The sequence below is a fragment of the Bartonella sp. B17 genome (assembly GCF_053795755.1).
Genome location: NZ_CP200032.1, coordinates 587034 through 610745, shown reverse-complemented (window position 1 = coordinate 610745; position 23712 = coordinate 587034). Strand labels below are relative to the sequence as shown.

The 23712-nt window shown below is 37.4% G+C and carries 18 protein-coding genes and 1 other RNA gene; 7 read left to right on the top strand and 12 right to left on the bottom strand.

Annotation, left to right across the window (positions count from 1 at the left end; all coding sequences use genetic code 11):
- Positions 1–82: 82 nt before the first annotated feature.
- The 11 genes from V4B18_RS02805 to V4B18_RS02755 form a co-directional block, all read right to left on the bottom strand.
- Positions 83–1237 carry a N4-gp56 family major capsid protein gene (locus tag V4B18_RS02805; RefSeq protein WP_455476320.1) on the bottom strand — a complete coding sequence of 385 codons (1155 nt, stop codon included), beginning with the start codon at positions 1235–1237 and terminating at the stop codon, positions 83–85.
- Between the two features lie 282 nt (positions 1238–1519).
- Entirely contained in the window at positions 1520–2317 is a 798-nt protein-coding gene (locus V4B18_RS02800) for a hypothetical protein (protein WP_455476319.1), read from the bottom strand.
- 54 nt (positions 2318–2371) lie between these two features.
- The gene (locus tag V4B18_RS02795; protein WP_455476318.1) at positions 2372–4237 is read right to left on the bottom strand and encodes a portal protein; all 1866 of its coding nucleotides are present in this window, start codon (positions 4235–4237) and stop codon (positions 2372–2374) included.
- On the bottom strand, positions 4222–5547 hold the full coding sequence (locus V4B18_RS02790) for a PBSX family phage terminase large subunit (protein ID WP_455476317.1): 1326 nt from the start codon (positions 5545–5547) through the stop codon (positions 4222–4224). Before V4B18_RS02790 ends, V4B18_RS02795 begins: the two co-directional genes overlap by 16 nt.
- A gap of 345 nt (positions 5548–5892) precedes the next feature.
- Positions 5893–6210 (bottom strand): hypothetical protein, encoded by a 318-nt coding sequence (locus tag V4B18_RS02785; RefSeq protein ID WP_455476316.1) that lies wholly within the window; start codon positions 6208–6210, stop codon positions 5893–5895.
- 1009 nt (positions 6211–7219) lie between these two features.
- Entirely contained in the window at positions 7220–9814 is a 2595-nt protein-coding gene (gene clpB / locus V4B18_RS02780; protein WP_455476315.1) for an ATP-dependent chaperone ClpB, read from the bottom strand.
- 1358 nt (positions 9815–11172) lie between these two features.
- Positions 11173–11391: a DNA gyrase inhibitor YacG gene (yacG, locus tag V4B18_RS02775; protein WP_455476314.1), complete on the bottom strand. Its 219-nt coding sequence runs from the start codon at positions 11389–11391 to the stop codon at positions 11173–11175.
- A gap of 81 nt (positions 11392–11472) precedes the next feature.
- On the bottom strand, positions 11473–12177 hold the full coding sequence (locus tag V4B18_RS02770) for a Maf family nucleotide pyrophosphatase (protein ID WP_455476313.1): 705 nt from the start codon (positions 12175–12177) through the stop codon (positions 11473–11475).
- A gap of 203 nt (positions 12178–12380) precedes the next feature.
- Entirely contained in the window at positions 12381–12599 is a 219-nt protein-coding gene (gene infA, locus V4B18_RS02765; RefSeq protein WP_010702900.1) for a translation initiation factor IF-1, read from the bottom strand.
- Positions 12600–14404: 1805 nt separating this feature from the next.
- The gene (locus V4B18_RS02760; RefSeq protein WP_455476513.1) at positions 14405–14980 is read right to left on the bottom strand and encodes a disulfide bond formation protein B; all 576 of its coding nucleotides are present in this window, start codon (positions 14978–14980) and stop codon (positions 14405–14407) included.
- Positions 14981–14990: 10 nt separating this feature from the next.
- Positions 14991–15143 carry a DUF5993 family protein gene (locus tag V4B18_RS02755; RefSeq protein WP_455476312.1) on the bottom strand — a complete coding sequence of 51 codons (153 nt, stop codon included), beginning with the start codon at positions 15141–15143 and terminating at the stop codon, positions 14991–14993.
- Positions 15144–16464: 1321 nt separating this feature from the next.
- Between V4B18_RS02755 and purE the strand changes: the two genes are divergently transcribed.
- The 7 genes from purE (at position 16465) to V4B18_RS02720 (ending at position 22097) form a co-directional block, all read left to right on the top strand.
- The gene (purE, locus tag V4B18_RS02750; RefSeq protein WP_455476311.1) at positions 16465–16956 is read left to right on the top strand and encodes a 5-(carboxyamino)imidazole ribonucleotide mutase; all 492 of its coding nucleotides are present in this window, start codon (positions 16465–16467) and stop codon (positions 16954–16956) included.
- Between the two features lie 8 nt (positions 16957–16964).
- Positions 16965–18116 carry a 5-(carboxyamino)imidazole ribonucleotide synthase gene (locus V4B18_RS02745; protein ID WP_455476310.1) on the top strand — a complete coding sequence of 384 codons (1152 nt, stop codon included), beginning with the start codon at positions 16965–16967 and terminating at the stop codon, positions 18114–18116.
- Positions 18117–19278: 1162 nt separating this feature from the next.
- The gene (gene ykgO / locus V4B18_RS02740; protein ID WP_455476309.1) at positions 19279–19404 is read left to right on the top strand and encodes a type B 50S ribosomal protein L36; all 126 of its coding nucleotides are present in this window, start codon (positions 19279–19281) and stop codon (positions 19402–19404) included.
- Between the two features lie 104 nt (positions 19405–19508).
- Positions 19509–20273, top strand: coding sequence for a tetratricopeptide repeat protein (locus V4B18_RS02735; RefSeq protein WP_455476308.1), 765 nt, complete (start codon positions 19509–19511; stop codon positions 20271–20273).
- Between the two features lie 101 nt (positions 20274–20374).
- Positions 20375–20534: non-coding RNA, 6S RNA (gene ssrS, locus V4B18_RS02730), on the top strand.
- 114 nt (positions 20535–20648) lie between these two features.
- Entirely contained in the window at positions 20649–21257 is a 609-nt protein-coding gene (locus V4B18_RS02725; protein ID WP_455476307.1) for a 5-formyltetrahydrofolate cyclo-ligase, read from the top strand.
- 18 nt (positions 21258–21275) lie between these two features.
- The gene (locus tag V4B18_RS02720; RefSeq protein WP_455476512.1) at positions 21276–22097 is read left to right on the top strand and encodes a TIGR00282 family metallophosphoesterase; all 822 of its coding nucleotides are present in this window, start codon (positions 21276–21278) and stop codon (positions 22095–22097) included.
- A gap of 253 nt (positions 22098–22350) precedes the next feature.
- Here the strand turns inward: V4B18_RS02720 and murA are convergent, their stop codons facing one another.
- Entirely contained in the window at positions 22351–23646 is a 1296-nt protein-coding gene (murA, locus tag V4B18_RS02715; protein WP_455476306.1) for a UDP-N-acetylglucosamine 1-carboxyvinyltransferase, read from the bottom strand.
- Between the last annotated feature and the right edge of the window lie 66 nt (positions 23647–23712).

Sequence of the window (23712 nt, the reverse complement as noted above, 5' to 3'; positions counted from 1 at the left end):
AGATATTTTGGGTATTGTGCTTTTTTCTTCCCCCAACAGAATTATTTGTTGGGGGATGAATTTAAAATTTTTCGAACAATTTTTAAGCAGGCTCTGCATAAGTTGAGATCACGATTGTCCCGAAATCTTGCGCATCTTCATCTGTATTTGGATTGTATGACTTATCTGGAATAGTAAAACGTGTTTTCTTCATGCCGATAATTGTTTTTGCAGCCACACCGAATTCGCGTTCATAATCAAAGAGCTCTTCCACCAATTTATAGCGTGTAGCTCCTCTATCTTTACCAAAAGCGATAACAGCACTTTGCGCTCCAAGCAGAACAGCACGACGCACATTTTTCACAGGCTCATCGTAACTCTGTTCGTCTCCCTCGTTTAACGTAGCAACGCCATGGGTGATATGCTCAGCTTCACGTAAGATGACTCCATTATACATGCCAAGCGACCCATCAAGGAGTGGATTTTTTGCGCTGTTTCCATTATAGACAGACTTCGTAATGTCAAGCCATTGTCCTGTTTCTGTATTCGAGCGCAATTGGGTGACCTGTGTTGGGTGAAGATAAAGGACATAAACATTTTTGCCATCAACACGCACTGGTCTAATTTTTGGATTTGCAAGCTTAGCGCGTTCAACTGCTATATCGATAAGTCTGAGGCTAAAGACATCATTTTCATCTAAATCTTCGTCTGCTGTTTTGCCATTGGGTCGTACCACGCGTTTACTACTTGGTGCGATTGGTTGATTAAATCCGTAACTGACTGGCAAAATAGGAATATCTCTTCCTTCATATTGAATAGTATCTGCTGTATATCCGCAAACTTGGATAAAGAACATCATGCTCAAACGATCTATATACCAATCAACCAAAGCATTTTTAGCTTCTGTGCGTAAATCATGTATGATACGTTGCTGATTGATTGTCCCTGTATTTTTGACACGCACTGCATGAGAAAGTTCATTAAGAACCAAGCGATCACTTAAAAAGTTTAGATTTTCTTCATTGTTTTCAAGCCGTTCTCCTTCGCTTACTCCATATCCGAACAGCTGCGTACGCAAATTAAAGCTTACTGAATCACCACTTGCTTTATTGGTTTCATCTTTTAACTGTATGATACTGTTTGAATCTCTTCCAATCAAAGAAGCAATTGGAATTGCTTTCGAAACTTCTTGATTCAAGAATTTAGACCACACGCACACAGCTTTTTGGTCATTTAGTCCGATATAATTTGTTGTCATTTTTCCCCCTTAAGATTATTAGCGTGAAGAAAATCGGAAAATTACCGATTTCTAACTATCCACATTTCTTATTTTCCAGATGGTGGATTATTTTTTGCGTATTTGTATGGATTTTCATTGATAGCATTTCCCTCTTTTCAGAGGTTTTGCTCTCATGCCTTCCTTTTTGAGAAATTTCCTCTTTGAACATTTTTCAGCTTTACAGATACACCTTCAATATTTCTTTGAAAGAGACCTCATTTACCTATTTCTTTTTTGAGAGGTTTTTTCTCACGCATTGTTTTATAGGTGTTCTCCTCGCATTAAACTGTTAAAAGCAGCTTTATTTTTTGGGTCACTGATCCAAGTACTAAATTCTGTCTCTGACATTTTGTCGAGCATATCCAAAGAAATGGGACCGTTTGGTGTCAACCCATTATAGGCAGCAAGTGTGCGTGCAGACTGATGCGTATCCTGCAAATTTTCAACCACATTGCTCTGATGATTTTTGTATCCAATACTTTGTGCAATAGAGTAGATCACTTCTGCAGGATTTTGATTTTTTCGTACACATTCCTGCAAGATCTGCTTTAATTCATTGCCAATGACAGTATCAATGACTTGTTGATCAGCCATTTCTGGATAAAGTGAAGAAAAAGCAGCCAATTGCTTAGCACGCATATCATAAATGAAATCTGCTGCTTTATCAAAGTCATGATATTTTTGTTTAACATCGACAACAGATTTTTGGTAAAAAGAGTGCAGCTGCTCAGCTTGTGAAGAAGCATTAGGTGGTTGTTTTGTATGCAGCAATCCTTGTTTGTGGAGAGTTTTTCCCAACCACTGCATATATCCCATGAAATCTTTTTTTGGATCTGGTGGAGTTTCTTCCTCTTGTGCCACTTTTGCATCTTGTTGCAACATACCTTCTTGGTATGCATTTTGTTGTTGCTCTATCGTGCCAACTTTTAACAAATTTGCATCAATTGTTTTCCCCTCTACTTGTTCTCCCATTTGATCATCTTTTTCCCCTTGTATTTGGGGAAGAAAATCCTGTTCCAATTGATTTTGTTCTTCCGGCGTTAAATATTCTTGATCCATTCAGTTGACCTTTTCTTTTCTCAGACAATAGGATATATTTTTATGTGAAGTAGCTTACAGTTTAGCGTTTGCCATTTGCAAAATGGTTTGCATTATTTGCTCTTCTCCAGCGCTTTGTTCTGCTCGAGCGTCTCCGCTTTGTGTGGAAGAGGTTGCAGAGTGCTCTTGTTGAAGTTGCTCCTGCTTTAATGCTTTTATGGAAATTTTGTGAATGAGCGATGCTGGCAAAGGTGAATAACGCAACAGATCGAGCATAATGTCTGATGTTATGAAACTTTGCATCAAAGGCAATAATTGCATAATAATAGCAAAAGTGCGTTCTTTTTCATTGAGGCTTGTTGGAGCATCATCAACGACGATATCATATTCCAAACTTGTAATCATTTCGCGCGTAAGTGGGATATATTGTGCATTTTCATCCCCTGCGATACGTACCAGCCTCCCATCGGAGAGATAGTTTTGAATGAGATAGAGAATAATTTTTCCCTGTCGTTGTCGATATCTTCGTAAACCATCAAAGAATGAAGCTAATAGATTGAGTGAAGATTGGCGTCGCTGTTCTTCAAGAATTCCTGGTTGGTTAACTGCACGTGTCCCAACAAATTCAGATGATAAGCCTGTGACTTGCGAAATAGCGCCTTTTGCTTCGTTAAAAAGTTGGAAAAATCCTTGCGGGAATTGTGCCATGGGTTTTGGCTGAATTCTCCCACTCGCAACAGCGCCATTTTTAAGCCAAGTAATACTATCTGCTCTTGCCCAACTTTCCACGGCTTGACGATCATCATCAAAAGCATCACGCTCTGCCATAATTCCGCCTTTTGATTGGCTATTGAGCAAATGCATAACCTGACTAAAATATTTATTAGCCCAGCGTTGTGGATCTTTTGTTGGTTTAACAATTCCGTAAAACTGGCGACTTAGTTTATCAAAATATCCAGTAATACATTCCCAACCTAATTGATTTGGTGGCACTAATGGCTTATCTGGTGCATCGAGTAATTTTCTTCCCAAAAAGGCTCGTTTGACAACTTTTTTAGTTAATCTTGTTGCTTGGATATAGGGAAAATCTTTGCTAATTTTTTGGAATTCTTTTTCAGAATAATTGATAAATTTTCCAGTTTGCGGATCGAGAACTTTATAAAGAACCTCGCGCTCAAACCATCGACACTCAGCCAATGTAACCATTTTTGGCTTTTGAGCGCTATCTGTTTCATAAAAATCTTGATCATAGCTTTTCGCATCACCATTGCTTATTTCGTGCAAAAAGATATTATGTTTCACCCAATCAGCATTAAGATCACTCCAATGAACATTTGGAAACATTTCTTGAGCAACTTCGAGAGGTTTTTCATCAATATACCATACGCGCTGAGCATCGATGAGATTAGGTTTGACAGCACTTGTATCCCAAACCATTTTCATTGGATCCAATCGTGCAATGACGGGTTTTCCCTGTGGATCTTCTTCAAAATCCAATCTAGTATCTGTCCACCCCATTCCACAAATAATAGTATCTTGGAAAGCATCAGAATCTTCGTATTCCCCATCGGCTTCATCACGAAACCATTCAGCAGCCCCCGTTAGGATCTGATTTGCAAAGGCTGCGCCTTCTTGTCGTGGAATAAATTGCACTTGTCGTTTATTATTGCGTTCTGTACCAATCACAGCATTGACCAAAGGCGCAATACGGTTAAAAGTCATCACTGGTCTGTTTTGTTCTCTAAGCACAGCGATATCTTGCTCATTCCATTGTCGTCCATTATAAAAGTCGTAGTCTTCTTGAGCATTTTTTCTCCATTGTTCAACATGGTCGATGTCGTTTTGATACCAGCTGACGAGTTTTTTAAAGAGAGCTTGATGTTCGATTGTTTCAAGCTGATTAAGAGAATCTGTAAAATTATTCATTAAAAAGCCATCCATGAAGTTTGAGAATGGTGAAGAGTCCGATAAGGATTTTTTTTGGGTTGAAGAGTTGGTTGTTCATAGGCGATGCAAAGAAGTCCAAAACTATCTGCTCCATGGCTTGCCCAATCATGTTCAGCGCCTAACCCAATATTTCGCTGTTCATCGCGTTTTTCGTGATACCATGCGAGAGCTTTTCGCCCTGCTTTTGTTGTTTCACGGTTAAACCATATTGCAGGAAACAATCGCCTTACGGCTTCGATGCGCATTTTAACAGCACCTATTCCTTGATTAGGAATAACTTTTGTTTGAAATCCGGCTTGTTGAAGAGCACTTTCAAAACTGACATTATAAACGCGATCTTTTGTCGCACCATCATGTGGCAAGACCATAAGTCCCTTGTCATATCCTTTTTGAATTATCCACCCTATATGCTCTGATAAAGGCTGTCCCTGTGCTTCATAATAATCAAGGACACGAATTTCTCTCCCGACGAATTGTGCTACCCACAAAGCGGTAGCATCAGCTTTTGCGCCTGTTCCACCAATATCCCAAAAAACCTTAATCTGCATCAAGGGATCACGTGGAACAGTGGTAATGCGCCCTTCCTGTTCTGCTTCAAGGAGTGCTTTTTGATAATAAGCTCCTTGAACAGATTGAAGATATCCGCCTTCCCAAATATGGTTATACTGTTCTGGTCTTTGTTCCAAATCTGCTTTTCGATCTCGATTGAGCTTTTTTGGAAATTGCGGATTATCGCGCCAATTGATTTCAACTCCTTTGATATTGGGATCCAAAATATTTCGAAAACGTTTTTCAACGGGAGCATTTTCTCGGCAAGGATTCCATGTCACCCATAACTCTGCGTTCCAATCTTTTCCTTCTTCGCGCAATGTTGGAATAAGGGTCTGCCAAGCAGCTTCGGTCACAGGTTCAGCCTCATCAACCCAACAAAGAAAGATGCGTCCCATTGACTTAATACTTGCGATATTGCGATCCAGACCAGCAAAAACGTAAACAATCCGTCCATCTTTTGACTTGATATATTTATCGCCAATTTCATAGTAATCTTGTAGGAAAGAATAAGATTCAATAGCACGTTTAATTTCTTCCAATGAACTTTCATTGAGCGAATTTTGAAATTGTCTTGCACAAAGAATAATTCCCCGTTCTCCTACCTTTCCATGCCGATATCCGACCACAGCAGTCATCAAAGCAAAGGACCGTGTTTTTCCAGATCCACGTCCTCCCCAAGCGGCACGCACATCAGCTTTTCCAGCAAAAATAGGGATTAATTTTGAAATAAGAGCGACTTGAGTAGTTGTCATTTTAAGATTTCATGATGAAGGGAAATAATTCCCTCTGGCTTTTTTAAAAGTAAATCCACAAAGGTCGTTTAAAGAAAATTTGCCAATACTAATTTGCGAGCATTCTTCTTGACCACGTGCTTTCTTGGTCTGTGTTCCTCCTGCCCCACTGCATAAAATATCTCACCGCATCTGACGCAAGATTTCTAAATTGGCTTATAAAGTTTGATATGATTGAGAATATTAATATGCACAAAAAACATATTGTAATTATCAAGCATTATAATCTTTCATCCACCGCTCACCGCATATCGCTTCCCCCCACATGATAATCCTTAAACACAGCACTTTTAAAAGACCCTATTCTCAAGCATCACATTCCCCAGATGTTGTATCTTTTGAGACCACTGGTACAATTTCGACACGTGAAATTGTTTTGACCTTTCCTTCAGCTTCTGTGGTCACTTGCAAAGGCAAAACCTTTGCAAGCAGCGAAAAAAAAGGCACAGGATTATTAAGGGCATGATATTGCAGATAAGACACTAGTCCATCTTCACCATATTGAGATCCAGCCTGCTTTGCAGCAGTAAGAAGAGCCTCATTAAAACGTTTTGTTGTTTTATTTGATGAACCTTTTGGCCGCCCTTTTTTGCGAAAAGGAAGACGCTGCTCATTTTTTACCATTCATGTTCCTTTAAATAAATAAGATCTGATCTTATCGCATAAAAATCAGCAACAAATTTGTATAATAATCAATAAGATAGCCTATATAATCTTTTCGTAATATTATATTATGATGCAGTTTTAAAAATAATAATTTAGAATATCTGTTTAGTAATCTACTTTAATGATGCAATCCTTGCGGCAATCTTTAATTGCTCATTTCTGCGAAAACTTTTCTTTGACACTCTTCAATAAATAGTCACCTTTTATAAAATGAGTGCACTCTACTATCCTTCTTGCTCAAGGGCTTGTAATAGTCTTTTTTCTCTTTAGCTTGTGCAATTATAGCCTGTTTTTATGTTTTATTTTCTGACAGTACTTTTTTCTACGATTACAGTTTTCATTCTCTAAAATGGTATGCAAATATTCACATCCGAATTCAAAATATCAAAACATAAAAAAACAAAACAGCAACAAAAGATTCACAAGAACGAAAACGATACCATAGCAATGAACTCATCAAAAATAATTTGTTAAACAGCTAAGAAGATCCTTCGCCAGCCCTTGCCAAAAACTACCATACACAGAGATCTAAAAAATCAGACTAGATAAAACGTAATCCTGCAAAATTCGTCAAAATCATCGCTTGCTTTTCCGAGAAAGCCGTTTTTTAGAAACATCGTTCATATAATTTTGCTAATTTAAGTCTGTTGACTCCAGAATTGATCACAACTTAAAACTGATTATAAGCTTTCAGCTGGCTGTCCTAGACAGTCAAAAAACCATTATCTTTGGATAGCAGCTCCACCACGGAAGTCATAAAAAACCTAAAAGACCAAACCTAGAACACTTCCCCAAAGGACAATTCTTCCTTCTGACTAAGCACTCTCACATAATTTTTTACGATTGAAGCTTCTATGAATGAAACATAGAATTCTGATTATGCGATAATGATACCCGTTTAGGTTTACGTTGTCAAGTTTTATATTTTTATTGTAACTTTTTGCACGTTATTTTTTCAAATTTGTTTTTAAGCATCTTTGACTACTTCTTGTGGCAAAAAGACTAGCTTATCACCTTCTTTTGCAATTGTAACCTCTGTTTCATCATGAATTTTTCCAAACAAGATATTTTCAGCGAGAGGGTCTTGAATTTCTCTTTGTATAATACGTTTGAGAGGGCGCGCACCATAGAGAGGATCATATCCTTTATCAGCAAGGAAACGTCGAACTTCAGGTTTGACATGTAGTGTTATTTTTCGTTCATTGAGCAAATTTTGCAATTGTTGTATCTGAATATCGACAATTTTTTCCATATCGTGACGTTGTAACCGCTGAAAGAGAATAATCTCATCAACACGATTTAGAAACTCAGGACGGAAAGCTGCTTTTACAACATTCATGACATCTTCTTTTGCCTGATCAATTGCTTGTCCATCGGGAAGCGCGGTTAAAAATTCAGCACCCAGATTCGATGTCATAATAAGTAAAGTGTTGCGGAAATCGACAGTTCTCCCTTGACTGTCTGTCAAGCGTCCTTCATCGAGCACCTGCAATAAGAGATTAAAGATATCAGGATGTGCTTTTTCAATTTCGTCGAAGAGAATGACTTGATATGGTCTTCTGCGAACGGCTTCAGTAAGCACGCCTCCTTCTTCATATCCAACATATCCTGGCGGCGCTCCAATCAAGCGAGCACCGGCGTGTTTTTCCATATATTCAGACATATCGATCCGCAGCATTGCATTAGGATCTTGGAAGAGGAAAGCTGCGAGAGCTTTCGTTAATTCTGTTTTTCCAACACCTGTTGATCCTAGAAACATGAAAGATCCGATTGGTCGATTTGGATCTTGCAGACCTGCGCGCGCGCGTCGAACAGCACGTGCAATAGCTTGAATAGCTTCGTCCTGTCCAATAACACGCTTGCCAATTTCATCTTCCATACGCAGTAGTGCTTCTCTCTCTGCTTCAAGCATACGATCAATGGGGATTCCGGTCCAGCGAGAAATAACCCGTGCCACATGTTCAGCTGTCACGGTTTCTTCGACGAGATTATTTTTTTGGTCATCATTTTCGGCAAGACTCAGTTGCTTTTCCAGTTCAGGAATAACACTATATGCCAATTCTCCAGCTTTTTGGAATTGTCCATTACGCTGTGCAATAGCGAGAGCATTTCGTGCTTCTTCAAGCTGTTTTTTCAAATCTGCGGCATGTCCTAATTTTTGTTTTTCAGCTTGCCAAGCGCTTGTCATTTCTGCCGACTGTTGTTCCAATGTCTTAAGTTCATTTTGCACACTTTTTAAGCGTTCTTTTGCGGTTGTATCCACTTCTGTTTTCAAGGCTTCTTGTTCGATTTTCAACTGCAAAATCCGCCGATCGATGGCATCGAGTTCTTCAGGTTTTGAATCAACCTGCATTCTCAGTCTTGCGGCAGCTTCGTCGATAAGATCAATAGCTTTATCGGGCAAGAATCGATCTGTAATATAGCGATTAGACAAGCGTGCAGCAGCAACCAAAGCACTATCTGCCAATCGCACTTTGTGGTGTTGTTCGTATTTTTCTTTAATTCCGCGTAAAATAGAGATTGTATCATCAAGCGTTGGTTCAGCAACAAAAACGGGTTGGAAACGCCGTGCTAGAGCGGCATCTTTTTCCACATATTTGCGGTATTCTTCCAGTGTCGTAGCGCCCACACAATGGAGTTCTCCACGAGCAAGAGCGGGTTTTAAGAGATTAGAAGCATCCATAGGACCATCGGATTTTCCTGCTCCTACCAAGTTATGCAACTCATCAATAAAGAGAATGATCTGTCCGTTTTCGGCTTGCACCTCAGCCAGTACCCCTTTTAAGCGTTCTTCAAATTCCCCACGATATTTTGCTCCAGCGATAAGAGATCCCATATCCAATGCATAAAGCTGTTTATCGCGTAATGTTTCAGGCACATCACCATTGACAATGCGCAGTGCTAAACCTTCAATAATTGCGGTTTTTCCTACTCCAGGCTCACCAATAAGAACGGGATTATTTTTGGTACGTCTTGAGAGCACCTGAACAGTCCGACGAATTTCTTCTTCTCGCCCAATAACAGGATCAAGTTTTCCTTCCCGTGCATCTTTTGTCAAATCACGAGCATATTTTTGCAAGGCATCATATTGGCTTTCGGCACGTGGGCTGGTTGCTGTTTTTCCCTTACGCAGAGCATTAATTGCCTGATTAAGCGCTTGCGGAGTTACGCCTGCTTTGGTTAAAATATCGGCTGTTTTAGCGGATTTTTCCATGATAAGCGCTTGCAGTGCACGCTCTACCGTTACAAATTGATCACCGGCTTTTTTTGCGAGCTCCTCTGCTACAGAGAAGGCTTTTGCCAAGGGCTGAGTTAGATAGAGTTGTCCATTTCCTCCTTGCACTTTTGGCAATGCCTCGAGAGCTTCTTTAAGCTCCTTTTTAATAAGAGAAAGATCACCACCTGCTTTTTGGATCAAAGAGGCAGCCAACCCCTGAGAATCCTCTAACAACACTTTAAGCAGATGTTCTGGCGTAAATTGTTGATGGTCAGAAGAAAGCGCGTTATTTTGTGCTGCTTGTAAAAAACCTTGAAGACGTTCACTATATTTTTCTAGGTTCATTTTCTTTCCTTTCATAACCACCACCGCACTTTAATTCCCCAAGAATCTTGCAAAAACTGATAAAGTTTCATTCAAGAACGCAATATGAAGAATAGCTAGAGCGCTAAAACGAATATGGGTTCTCATAAGAAGGAGTGCAAGAGGAAAAGACCACAAAGGAAGAGAAATTATGGCAAAAAAAAGCACCCCAAGAACAACTCACATGAAGAAGAAAAAAAGCAGCCCTATCATTCACAAAAATAGCAGCAACGTTCTATTTTTTGCACTAAACACACAGCTTCTCTTAGCTGTTTAATATAAAAATCTGTATAAAAGGAGAAAAATAGAATCAAATAAAAATAACCAATTGTTTTATAAGCGAATTGTAGAATTAAATGCCTTTATTGTCAAATGATGCTTTGACAATAAAGAAAAGAAAACTCAAAAAAGTCTTTGGAAGTTTTTTAAAACTGCTCTTTGAAAAAAATCGAATACAAAGAATAGAACCCATTTCACGAACGTTCTAAAAGAACAAAAAGCGAAAAAGAGAGGCATTTTTATTTTAGAGGTGGCTAAGTAATATCTTGTGCATTTTGTACGATGAATTTTTCAGCTTTTGTTTTGCATGTTAAATACAGTTATAGCAGTGACAAAGTAGCTTCGATTTTTTCCTATTGTTGATGTTTTGAACAAGTTTTAGCCATTTTTCCTAAAGCTCTGCTGCGAATTCCGCTATACCTTCAAGGGGATATTTGCGTATCATAACGGTAGCAATACAAGCATACATCCAAGCTTTTTCATAAGTCCCACAGGAATAGCTTGGGTTTAGCATCTTCTGTTTTTACCTTTACCATATGCGTAAACCTTTCACGGTTACCAGTTACTAGCCAATCTAATGAAACACCATATATCTTTTGATATTTAGAAAAAGTGGAAGCTGTGAACTCATTTATACTTAATTTCACAAGTTTCTATAGATCCAATAGATTAGATCAAGATGCTCAGCAATTGTTTGCGTTGCACATCAAACTTAAGAGCATGTTGCCCTTTACGAAAGCATTTTGCTAATTCTGTTTTTATTATTTTCAGGCTGTACCACAAAATGTTTTTTATTTATTTTTAGAATTGGCTAAAACATATTGGCTTCAAGCAACCAGCGCAGACTCTTTTGCTTCAAGCACTTTGTTTTCTCTTGTTTTTAAGCATTTTGCTTTTTTCTAGCCTCATCCCCAGATTTTTGTTTGTCTCTAAATCCCAAGCTTTCTACCGGCTTTATACACGTGAGTTTCCCTGTAAAACTTAAGCACTTGTTTTTTTTCTTCTCCTTAGCTTCAAACACATAAGCCTTCAAAATTTAAATGCTTCTTTATCGCTTCCTTTTATTCTTCCTCATCTGTTTTTTGCGATGGTGGTGGCAAAATATAAGCGCCTGAAAGCCATCGGTTAAGATCCAGCGCCCGACACCTTGTTGAACAAAAAGGATAAGCATTTTGTTGTGACATTTTACCACAAATTGGACAAGGATGCGAAGGACGTTTAGGAGATATCTCTGTTTGCTTTTCGTTTGGCTCTTTTGGTATTTGATGGCTCTTTGTCACTTGTCGCACAACCTTTTTTCTGGTATCTTTTCGTTTTATTCGCCCTGTTAAACTTTAGACTATCTTATTTTTATTTTTCTGTTACGCAATTTCTCTATTCCAATTAGAGAGAATGGGATAACGATAAGCCGTGAGAAGATCCATTGTTTCAGCCAATGGCAAACCAACTACATTAGAATAAGAGCCTGCAATATGAACAACAAAGGTGCTAGCTTTTCCTTGAATAGCATACCCCCCAGCCTTTCCTTCCCATTCTCCAGAAGCAAGATAAGCTTCTATCATGGCAGAGGTTAACCGTCTAAAACGGACACGGCTTTCGACCAATTTCACAGTTTTTTTTCCGCATTCATTCAGCACACAAATAGCACTATACACTTTGTGAGAACGCCCTGAGAGGTAGCGCAAACATTCATAAGCTTCGTCTTTTTGCTCTGGTTTTGGAAGAATGACACGTCCAACAGCAACAACAGTATCAGCGGCCAAAATCACAATTTTCTGCGTTAACAACTCTTCGTTTTGCGCTAATAATTCTTTTTTTCCGTTTTGTTTACACCATAGCAAAGTTTCTTGCGCTTTAAGAGCTTTTTCCTTTGCTAAGCGTTTTGCAAGATTTGCAGGGTGCTCTTTTATTTTTGGCGTTTCATCAATATTGGTTGCCAAAACATGATGGGGATCAAGACCGATTTGTGCCAAAAGCGCCAAACGACGTGGCGAAGCAGAAGCAAGCACCAATTGAATTTCTTCCAAATGTGTTTTTTTAAAGTAGGTTCCCCTTATGATTCCCATACCCAACCCCTTAAAAGTGATTTTAACCTTTTAACATGATAAGTTTCAGCATAGCTGTTTCCTTTTTGTGAACTGCTTCTCCGCTTACCTTTTTTGAGTTTACAGGATCATTTTTTCTTTCGTTTAGAAACAATTTTTTTGAGGAAAATGAAAGAATTTTTAAAAGACACCCCCGCTTTCATAAAAGCGAAAAGCTGCATCGTTTATTTATAACGATATGTGATACGCCCTTTTGTCAAATCATAAGGGGTCATCTCGACCATAATTTTATCCCCAGCCAATACGCGAATACGGTTTTTGCGCATTCTTCCTGCGGTATGGGCAATAATTTCATGATCGTTTTCCAATTTTACGCGAAACATCGCATTAGGAAGGAGCTCAGTCACAACACCAGAAAATTCTAAAACTTCTTCTTTGGACATAAATAATGAATTCCTTTCATTTAAACATTAATCTTGATATAATCCCGTGCTCTGATTTTATATCCTGTGGATTATTTTTTAGCGTTCATATCCTATTTTTCTAGTTTTGTGAATAAAAATTCAATAATAAAGAGAGGGTTTTTCTTTTATATTTGTTTTTAAAAGCTTTAGCTTATTTTACATTTAAGGATTTTATAGAACTCTGAAATAGATGAATAGAAAGAAAAGATAAGCATAATCAGTTTTCCTATTTTACGCTTTTTATCTTTTTTTCACCTTATTTTAGCTTCACTCTTGTTTTCCTCTCTTAAAACTTCATTTTTTCAACACTGCATTCTTTCTGCATTCATGAGTACACACATATTGACCTGTTACTATTCCTTTTTCAATATCTTATTTACGCTTTACCTTATTTACGTTTTAACGCTTATACATTTATACAGAAAATAAAAAAGAGCAAATCTTAACAAACATCCTGTATATGAGAATGCATGATAAAAATTGTCTTGAAGTGCTTTTGTAATCCTCTTTCTTTTTTAAAGCTTTGAGACATGAATTTTTGTTTTTAAGATTTTCATCGCTTTGCAAATTGCTGTGTTGCAACTATGGAAGTACGCAGAAAAGCATAGGTGCCTTATTTTCAAACTGTTATGCTATCCCTACGTTATGCGTACAATGTGTCTCTGTTTAGAGAATATTGATAGATCCCCTCATCCCTCAGAAGCATTATCGGTTCTCACTTAAAATATTATGAGGCACTAATAATGACACTATATTTACGCTCTTTAGCAACGAACAAAATCAAAATGCTACGGCTTATTTTCATTTCAAAAACAATTTTACTGAAATACAGAAAATATCATAAAAGTAAATACGCTAATAAGTTTTTAATTTATCGATCTCAAAGCATTAATGTAGAAAATATAAAATTATTCCTTTCTTATAAAAGATCATCTTTTATAGACAAAAGTACACATTCAAATCTCATATAAAGATGGAAAATATATAGGTTTTTTATTGTTTTAGAGAGAAGATATTTCTATATAAGGGAAGATATCCCTACCCTTTTAACGAAAGATTGTACTAATACTATGCCTATATTACGTTTATTGGCAAAGTATCTAGATCTAAAAATACTCAAATAAATAATGCGACTTTCAGTCGCAATAAAAGTGATATCTGATAGATATTATTTTTATGTCTTTGAGGTAAACAATAGCAAAGCCAGTTCTTTCTCACCTATTTTTTATTTTAGTCTCTCTTTTTTTGGTAAGAACCAATATTGTTCTTTGCGTATAAGTTTTACATTGCATACCTTCTCTTACATTATTCTCATACTATAGGTTTATTTTATTGTACTTTTTTCTGTATAAATGTATAAGCGTTAAAACGTAAATAAGGGAAAGCGTAATTAAGATATTGGAAAAGGAACAGTAAACAGATCAAATATGCGCGTATTCATAAATAAAAAAGCATAATGCTATAAAAAATAGGTCAATAGATGCGTGCACTCGCTTAATAAACAAACAGCAACTTACAATAAAAGTTGATTATAGAAGTCTCATTGTTAAATACCCAATTTTTTACCCTTATAACATGCGCACAGTCATCTTTCCACAATAGAGGACATTTATCATTTTTTTCTATTTTCTCACAGTATTTTTTAAAATTTTTTATAACAAAAGGCAAAACTATTAAAAGTTTTGCCTTTTGTTAGGTTTTACGGTCGCATTATATATAGATAAACTTACACAAACTCTTTGCTTAAATATCTTACTAAAAATTTACTTATAAAATTCTTTTAATTAAGAGGAAAACCAATTTGACAATAATTCATATTTTACCGGATCATCCTCACATTGGCCGCTTCCACATTCCAGTACAGTAGAAATAAGATTTGCTGCAATCAAAAATATAAATAAGAAACTTGCCGTTTTGCTTAGCATTGGGAAAGAAGACAACACTTCAAATTTATTCGATATTTCTGTTAAAATCATAACGAGGAGAACACCAAGAATACAAAGAACTGAGATAATAAAAGCCCAAGTGTAAAAATGGAATCCCCAAAATGTTGAACCATACCCAAGATCATCTGGTGTAATATGTAAAAATATTTGCCGAGCAGCCACAAGACTTGTTACCATGCAACCAAGAATAACCATAGCATAATGAGTATTTTTAATTCTGTAGCATATATTGAAGAGGAAACCACACCCTGCGAGCATCATACCAACCCGCTGAAGAAGGCAAAGCGGGCACGGCAGTTCAAACTTTACCAACTGATAATAAAAAGCCACTAACAGAACAAGAGATAAGCCGATAAGGCCTAAAGAATTCATAAAAACAGCAAAGTTATGATTTTTTTGTTCAATATTTTCTATGACCATTTTCTCAAAAACATAAATTTAAAACAGAAGTTGCATGGTGATTAAAGGTAAGAAGAATAACAACCAATAAAACAATCCAAAAAGCATAACTGAAATTTCTTTTGCCATATACAGCTGAAACTGCTGTTCCTAAAGCAATTAAAAATGGTACAAACATGGTTCAAAGCCTCTGCTGTATATTAATTGTTATCGCAATCTGAACCGTACCATATTAGACAATTTGTCAAAAAAGAGGCATTGGCTTTATTATCCACAATTTGCCCTTCATATTTTCTCATTTCTACGCATACATTTATATGTAAGATAAAAAATTGTATGAGCTAGGAAATGACATATTATTGAAGCTATTTCCGGCATGAGATGTACTTTTCATCAAGGAGCAAGCGTTTTTTCAGCTTATATGAAAAGTGCAATATCACTTAAACGACGCGCCGCTTTAAGCATCCCCTTGATATTTAAGCTTTTGTCTTCTTTTTTCAATAGGCACTTAATTTTTGCATCAATTTTCTTTTTGTATCAATTTTTTTATTAGACTTAGACATTGAATATTTTAGAAAAATTGCAACACATCTTAAACTGATGGCTCTTGCTTATTTAACATGCACAAAAAATCCCTAAAGCTTTACAAAGCATTACTCTCTGCCATATGATTTATCCTATAATAGAACATGTGTTATAAGAGATGAACGCACGTAGAGCAGATAAAATTGACAGTCTTTTTGTTGTCATGATCTTGGCACCTTTTTGCTCTCACATATAAAGAGCCATCACAGTTGACCCTATCCCAAATAGCAAGTTACCATATTCAAATTTGTCAGAAAAGCTGAAAGAATTTTTTACTACTCTAGATTATTGATAGCGCAATACCAATAATGCATAAGCTATAATTTTCAAATGTGGAAAATTTATTGGCATCCCATTTTTATATTGAACTTTATCATTTTCTAGGCATGAATATCCTTTTCCTGTAGCGATTTTTCCCTTTAAGATGAAAAATTTTTACTTCCACAAATCAGAATACAGTTTTTCAAGTGACGTAAAATGCTAACCTTCTCTGCAAACAGCCCACCAGACATAGTCCCTTCCCTTTTTTGAATTATCTGTTTCAATAATGAGTAACAAATATAGCTTATATAGCATCGTGCTTTGATCTACCATTTTAGCACTGCTTGATAGACAATTTTAAATCATAAATTCTTTGTTTCAGCGAATTATTTTACCGGTTTGCGTTCTGTTTTACTCTCACTTTTTTTCAAGATACTATATATGTATTTGACCAAAGAAACATAGTTGGCTTAATAAAATTAGCTCATTGTTTTTATAAAAGAGAAAATTTTATCCTTTATTGTTTGAAATCTCTATCTTAATCTCAAACTGGATAAAAAACTGTTGTTGTGTGTGAATTACCTTTGCAAAAAGATATAAAATTCTAAAAAATAATGGAAAGGAATCGCCTTAACCCCTTAAAAGGATACAAAATGACTCAACAAGCATGTGACGTAGCAATTTTAATGGGCAGCCAATCAGATTGGCAAACAATGCGCCATAGTGCAGATATTTTAACGTCTCTTGGAATTTCTCATATTTCTCAAATCATCTCGGCGCACCGTACCCCTGAGCGTCTTTACCATTTTGCGAAAGGTGCAAAAGCAGCAGGCTTTAAAATCTTGATTGCTGGAGCTGGTGGTGCAGCACATCTTCCTGGTATGTTGGCAGCTCTTACTCCACTTCCGGTTTTTGGTGTTCCAGTGCACACACAATCTTTATCTGGACAAGATTCTTTACTTTCGATTGTGCAAATGCCAGCGGGAATACCAGTTGGCACATTGGCGATTGGTAAATCTGGTGCTATTAACGCAGCACTTCTAGCCGCAGCAGTTATGGCAGTTTATGATAATAATTTAGCGCAACGTTTAGAAGAGTGGCGCCAACAACAAGCATCACGTGTAACACAAACCCCTATTGATTGAGATTTAAGATGACAGAGTCTTTACCTTCTAAGATTTTTTCTTCATCCAACAATTCATTACATTCATCTCATATGTTAGCTTCGGGAAGCCTGATCGGTATAATAGGAGGAGGGCAGTTAGCACGTATGTTATCGATGGCTGCTGCAGAACTTGGATTTCGAACGATTATTTTTTGTCCTGAAGAAGATTGTCCAGCCTCACAAACCGCCAACGACCATATTGTTGCATCTTATGATGATTACTCTGCATTAGATCGCTTTATTTTACTTTGTGATGTTATCACTTATGAATTTGAAAATCTTCCACTTCCTATAATTCAATATGTGGAGCAAGCAAAACCTGTTCATCCTTCATCTCAAGTATTGAAGATAACGCAAGATCGGTTACTTGAGAAGGAATTTTTGAACTCTCAGGGTATTCGTACAGCGTCATGGCACGCAGTTGATGATTGTTCTTCTCTCATGTCTGGTCTTTGTGCATTAGGCGGTCGTGGTCTTTTAAAAACGCGCCGTTTTGGCTACGATGGAAAAAATCAGGTAATGCTGGATCATCCTGATGAAAATGCCGTTTCACGAGTTTTTAAGGACTTTCAGGAACAGCCATCTATTTTGGAAGAAATAGTTCCCTTTATATCGGAAATTTCTGTTTTATCGGCACGCACGCTCCAAGGAGAGTTTATTTTTTATGATTGCCCTGAAAATCAGCATCAACAAGGCATCCTTCATAAGACATTTTTGCCCTCTCGTGTTCCACTTAATGTGCAAAAGGCAGCTCAAGAAATAAGTGTAAAAGTTATGGAATACTTGAATTATGTTGGTGTTCTTTGCATTGAGTTTTTTGTCTTAACGGATGGTACTCTTTTAGTGAATGAATTGGCACCTCGCGTGCATAATTCTGGTCATTGGACACAAAAGGCATGCGTGACTTCCCAATTTGAACAACATATCCGTGCTATTTGCGGGCTTCCTTTAGGCAGCACCTACCGCCATAGTGATTGCGAAATGATAAATCTTCTCGGCAATAATTTGAATGAATTCAAATATTTTCTAAGGCAAGATCGCACATCGGTGCATTTATATGGCAAGAGCTCTGCTCAACCAACCCGAAAGATGGGGCATGTCATCAAATTAACAGGTCCATCAAAAAAATCTGAATATTAGCCTACTCTCACACAAATATCTTTGAGCAAAATTTTTTAACGCAAAAAGAAAGAAAAAAACAAAAAATGTTTTGCGTTTATTTTGTAAGCAGCGCATTTTTTTTAAATTTTCTATAGGCATCTTAAGCTTTTCGTATGGCGCTCTCTTCAAGCGGTGTTTCTTTAATTTTTCGAGATAGCATCTTTTCTAAACAGTTGTAGGGATATTTTTGGCTCACTCAACCAGTTTTTTGGATAGCATTTTTTCGTAATTTTCTAGCAATATCCCTCAAAGTAGCTCTTCAGTGCACCTTTTAAAAAGACAAAATTTCTCCCTATGATAAATTCATAGCATGTCCTTTGATAGTTGTTTTATAGTTTTTCCTATATCAAACTCAGAATATTTACCGAGGTTTTTCTTCTTCAATCTTTTTGCTGCATTTTTCTGCTCTTTTGCCTCTGTTTTCATACCCTGTACTTATTCTTCCATACCTAGACAACCTCTTTAATATTTTTCCTACTCTTTCTAGTTTTACCCTCTTTAACATTCATGCTTACCACTTTAATTCTGTTTCTTTAACGTTGCATTTGTCCAGAAAACTATAAAGTCTTGTTCATCGGTTTTTTTAAATTCATTATTTACGCTTTAACTTATTTAAGTTTTAACACTTATACATATTTACGTTTTAGTACTTATAAAGAAAACATGAAAAACACAGATTTACATAAACACTATAAAAAAGTATAGAAAAACACGTTATAAAAGCTGTATGCAAACCCTATAACTCCCCAATTTTTAATGGATGTGATACATCAACTGTTGTTTTCGATACTTTTCTGTCTTCTTAATTTCATCTTATTTTTTATCCACTCTCTCCTTTTTCTCCTCAATCCTATAGAGAATTTGTAAAGAATAGTCGCTTGACAAAAGTAGGACTTTTTGTTAAGAAAACCGCAAGTTTTTTTCGCTATTTTATGTACTCATTATGTTAACCGTTATGAGGTTACGTGGGTGGGTTTTTTATTATTAATAGCGCATTTGTTTTTATAATTACTATGAATGGAGTATGGTGTTGTAATGCAATTATATTAATGTATTGCACATCGAGGTTGCGGTATTGCAATTTTGAGGGTGTGATTACAAATTGCATTGCATTATTGTGCGCCTCTAAGCGGTGAGTATAATGAAAATTAAAAATTCACTTAAAGCACTAAAAGGACGTCACCGTAACAACCGTTTGGTACGCCGTAAAGGTCGTGTTTATATTTTGAATAAGGTTAACCCACGCTTTAGAGCGCGTCAGGGTTAAGAGTTTTTGTGCCTGCTTTTGTAGGCATTGGATTGGTCTCATGGAGGTTCGTTTTCAAGTACGAAAATCTGTTTTTTGATGCTTGTTTTTGAAAGCATATCCTTATGAGACTTTTTTTGGAAGCTTTACAATTGCAGAGCTTTTTTATTTTTTGGCAAATTTTTCTAACTGTCTTTGCAGGAAGCTTTTTCTTACTTTCCTCTGGATATGGGCAAGATATTCCTGAATTTCCGTTTGAAGATGATCCTCCACAGTTGCTTTTACCCTTAGATGATCTGATACCAAGCTCTCCCCTTTCAACACCCGCTGCTCCAGATAGCAAAGCGAGCATTGAGGAAGATTTAGACGCAACACATCCCTTTCATACCGACAGAGCCAAGCAACGCAAAGAAGCGGAAATTTCACGTTTGCTCAAGGAATTGAAATTCTGTGCAAATGTCAATGAAGCAAGAAAAATAAGTCAGCAACTTCAACAATTATGGTCACAATCAGGTAGTGAGACCATTGATCTTTTGATGATGTGGGCTGAAAATGCAATCAATATCGACGATTATGGTCTTGCTCTTGATTATATTGATAATGTCCTTGCGCTTTTACCCACTTACGCTGAAGCGTGGATCAGACGTGCTTGGATACATATTCAACTTAGTGATTTTAAACTTGCTATGCTTGACATTAACCATGCGATAAACCTTGAACCACGCAGTTACGTAGCATTTTGGGAGCTTGGAATTATCATGGAAGCAACAGAACACCCACAACTTGCTATCAAAGCTTATGAAACAGCTCTTCATTATTATCCTCAAATGCAAAAGCTTCAAAAGCGTCTTGTGTTTTTATTAGATAAACAAACCTCGCAAGCTCTTTAAATGTAGAGCTTTGCACTTGGAGATTATTAATTTTTCTAAAGATTGCACTAAAACAATTTTGCGCCTAGAAAAAAATCTTAGAATATCTTATATTGAAATATGGTGTTCTACACTTCTCGACAGGAAATAATATATTCCTGAGACCTTATTGAATTCCAAGGGAGCTGTCCCTGAGGAGACTCGTGGGTCTTTTCATATGGCGCCCACCTACTTGTGTAGGTTCTTGGGATCAACATTTCCATCGGCTGCTGTGGATCACCACTTTTTATGCCAATATGTTTAATCATCATCTTTCTTTTTGTATAGAGATATTTTTATAAGATTTGCGGGAATTTTTGGCATTTTTGGGCAATTTACAAAATGATTGAGCAAACAATGATCCAAAGCACCCAGCCTCCTCAGTCTTCTTCTTCCATTCGGGTTCATTTACGCCAGATTGGCCTCTCTCGCCGTGACGCACTTTCCATACAAGATCGCACTCTTTATTCGCATTGTGCTTGTTCCCACGTGATCGATTATCTTGAAAAAAGTGGCAAAGATCTTTCTCGCATCATTTTGTCTGGTTATTTGCCCATAAAGTCGGAGATCGATCCTCAGCCTTTGTTTAATTTTATAGTGTCACGTGGTGGCAGTTTAGCATTGCCAGCAGTGCTTGATTCAACCACGATGGTTTTTCGTGAATTTGTAGAAAACACAGTTTTAGAAAAGATGCGCTTTGGCACAATAGGTCCCAACGCAGAGAGTCGTGTTGTTGTCCCAGATTTTATTATCGTCCCACTTTCAGCCTTTGATAGCCAATGTCATCGTCTTGGTTATGGAGGGGGATATTATGATCGCGCTATTGAATCTTTAACAAAACAAGGATATCAAGCTCATCTATTAGGCTTTGGCTTTTCGTGTCAGGAAGTTGAATTAATTCCTCATGAAAAGCATGACCTGATTGTGCAAGGAATTTTTACAGAAAAAGGTTTCTTAGAGCGCTAAAGTGTGATTAAAACACTTATGCGATTTTTATTTTTGGGTGACATTGTTGGAACAACAGGCTGTGATGCTGTTTTTCGAGAGCTTCCTCGACTAATTGAGAAATGGCAACTTGACTTTGTTGTAGTGAATGGTGAAAACGCATCTGGTGGTTTTGGCATCACGCAGGAGATTTATCACAACCTTTTATCTGTAGGAGCTGACGTTATCACAACGGGCAACCATGCTTTTAGATGCAAAGAAACATTGCAATATGCTTACGAGAGCGAGCGCTTTTTGCGTCCTGCCAATTTTCCCACAGGCACTCCAGGAAGAGGTTGTAGTATTTTTACAGCCAAGAATGGGGCACGTGTTCTTGTTGCAAATTTTTTGGGAACTGTTTTTATGCCATGCAAGGCGGATGATCCGTTTGAAGCAGCTGAAAAGATTTTGTCAGCTTGTTCTTTGTCTGAGCAGGTAGATGCGATTATTTTTGATTTTCATGCAGAAACGACAAGTGAGAAGCAATGTTTTGGACATTTTCTTGATGGTCGTGTCAGCGTTATTGTAGGAACACATACCCACACCCCCACAGCTGATGCGCAAATTTTAGAAGGTGGCAGTGCTTATTTGTCAGACGCTGGAATGTGCGGAGATTATAATTCTTCTCTTGGAATGGATAAAGAAGAGCCTTTATACCGTTTTCTTTATAAAAAGAAGCGAGATCGCTACGAGCCTGCACGTGGTCCAGCGACAATTTGTGGTTTAGCAGTTGAGATTTCAGACAAAACGGGTTTAGCTGAAAAAGTCTCGGCGGTGCGTATAGGTCCCCGTTTAAAGCCGGAAAGTCCAGATTTTTGGTAAGACCTTCTTGATAAGATCTTCAAAGATTGTATACCTTATGAAGCACAAACCTTAAAAGGGGCGTGCAAACTGAAAAACTGTTGAGTCACTTTTCTTCTCTTTCATGTCCCTGTTGAAAAGAAGCTCCTCTGCTTTAAAGACAAGCCTCCAAGGCCATTGTCCTTGAAGAGAAGAATCCCTTCCGTTGAAGAAATTATTCTCTTAAAGAGAAGCCTCTTAAGAAGTCATCCCCAAGAAGAGAAGAGCAAAGGATTTAAACTGCTATTCGTTGAATTGTCGCGCCACACCCAGCTAATTTTTTTTCCAACTGTTCGAATCCCCGATCAAGATGATAGACGCGATTAATGATAGTTTCTCCCTTAGCAGCCAAAGCAGCAATTACAAGAGAAACGGAAGCACGTAGATCTGTTGCCATAACTTGCGCACCTTGTAGATGCTTTGTTCCCTCAACTGTTGCAGTCTGCCCATTAAGCTGTATCTGCGCACCCAAACGTTTAAGTTCTTGAACATGCATGAATCGATTTTCAAAAATTGTTTCTGTAATTCGTGCTGTTCCTTGAGCGCGTATCATCAAAGCCATAAATTGCGCTTGGAGATCGGTTGGAAAATCAGGATAAGCACCTGTTTTAATATCTACGGGACTTATTTTTGTGTGCTGTTTATCTCGTTTAACGTGGATTCCTTGAGGTTTTATTTCGATATCAAGTCCTGTTTTTTGAAGAACCTCTAGCACTTTTGTAAGATGGTTATGATCTGCATTTTTAAGCAACACATCGCCCCCTGTCATGGCAACAGCCATTGCGTAAGTTCCCGCTTCGATTCGATCCGCGATAACAGATATTCTTGCACCATTGAGTTTTTCCACGCCTTCAATTTTAAGCGTTGATGTTCCTTGTCCGGTTATTTTTGCGCCCATTGCATTCAAAGTCTGAATAAGATTTATCACTTCTGGTTCACAAGCAGCATTTTCAAGCACAGTTTTTCCATTTGCAGTTGCTGCCGCCATAAGCATAACATGCGTTCCCCCAACGGTAACTTTAGGAAAGCGATATTGAGCTCCTTTTAATCCTTTAAGCGCTTTAGCATGTACATATCCATTTTCGATGGCAATGCGTGCTCCTAAAGCTTTGAGTCCCTCAAGAATAAAATCAACCGGTCTTGTTCCAATAGCACATCCACCTGGCAGTGAAACATAAGCTTCTTTGCACCGAGCAAGCAAAGGTCCAATGACCCAAAAGCTTGCACGCATTTTTTTGACCAACTCATATGGGGCGCATGTTGTTGCTATTTTTTGTGCAGAAAAATGGATTGTTCTTGCAGCGATGGTGTCTGAACATTCTCTTTGCCCTTCAACAGCATACCCAATACCATGATTATTAAGAATACGGATTAATAATTCTACATCAGCCAAATGCGGAACATTATCTAAAATAAGGGTATCCTCTGTAAGTAAAGCCGCAATCATAAGAGGCAATGCCGCATTTTTTGCTCCTGAAATGGGAATAGTTCCTTTAAGTTGTTTTCCACCAACAATTTGAATAGCATCCATAATAGTTCTACTTTCTCCCTTTAAGTTTTCCTTTCCAAAGGTTTTTAATCCTTGAAAAAGTTATTC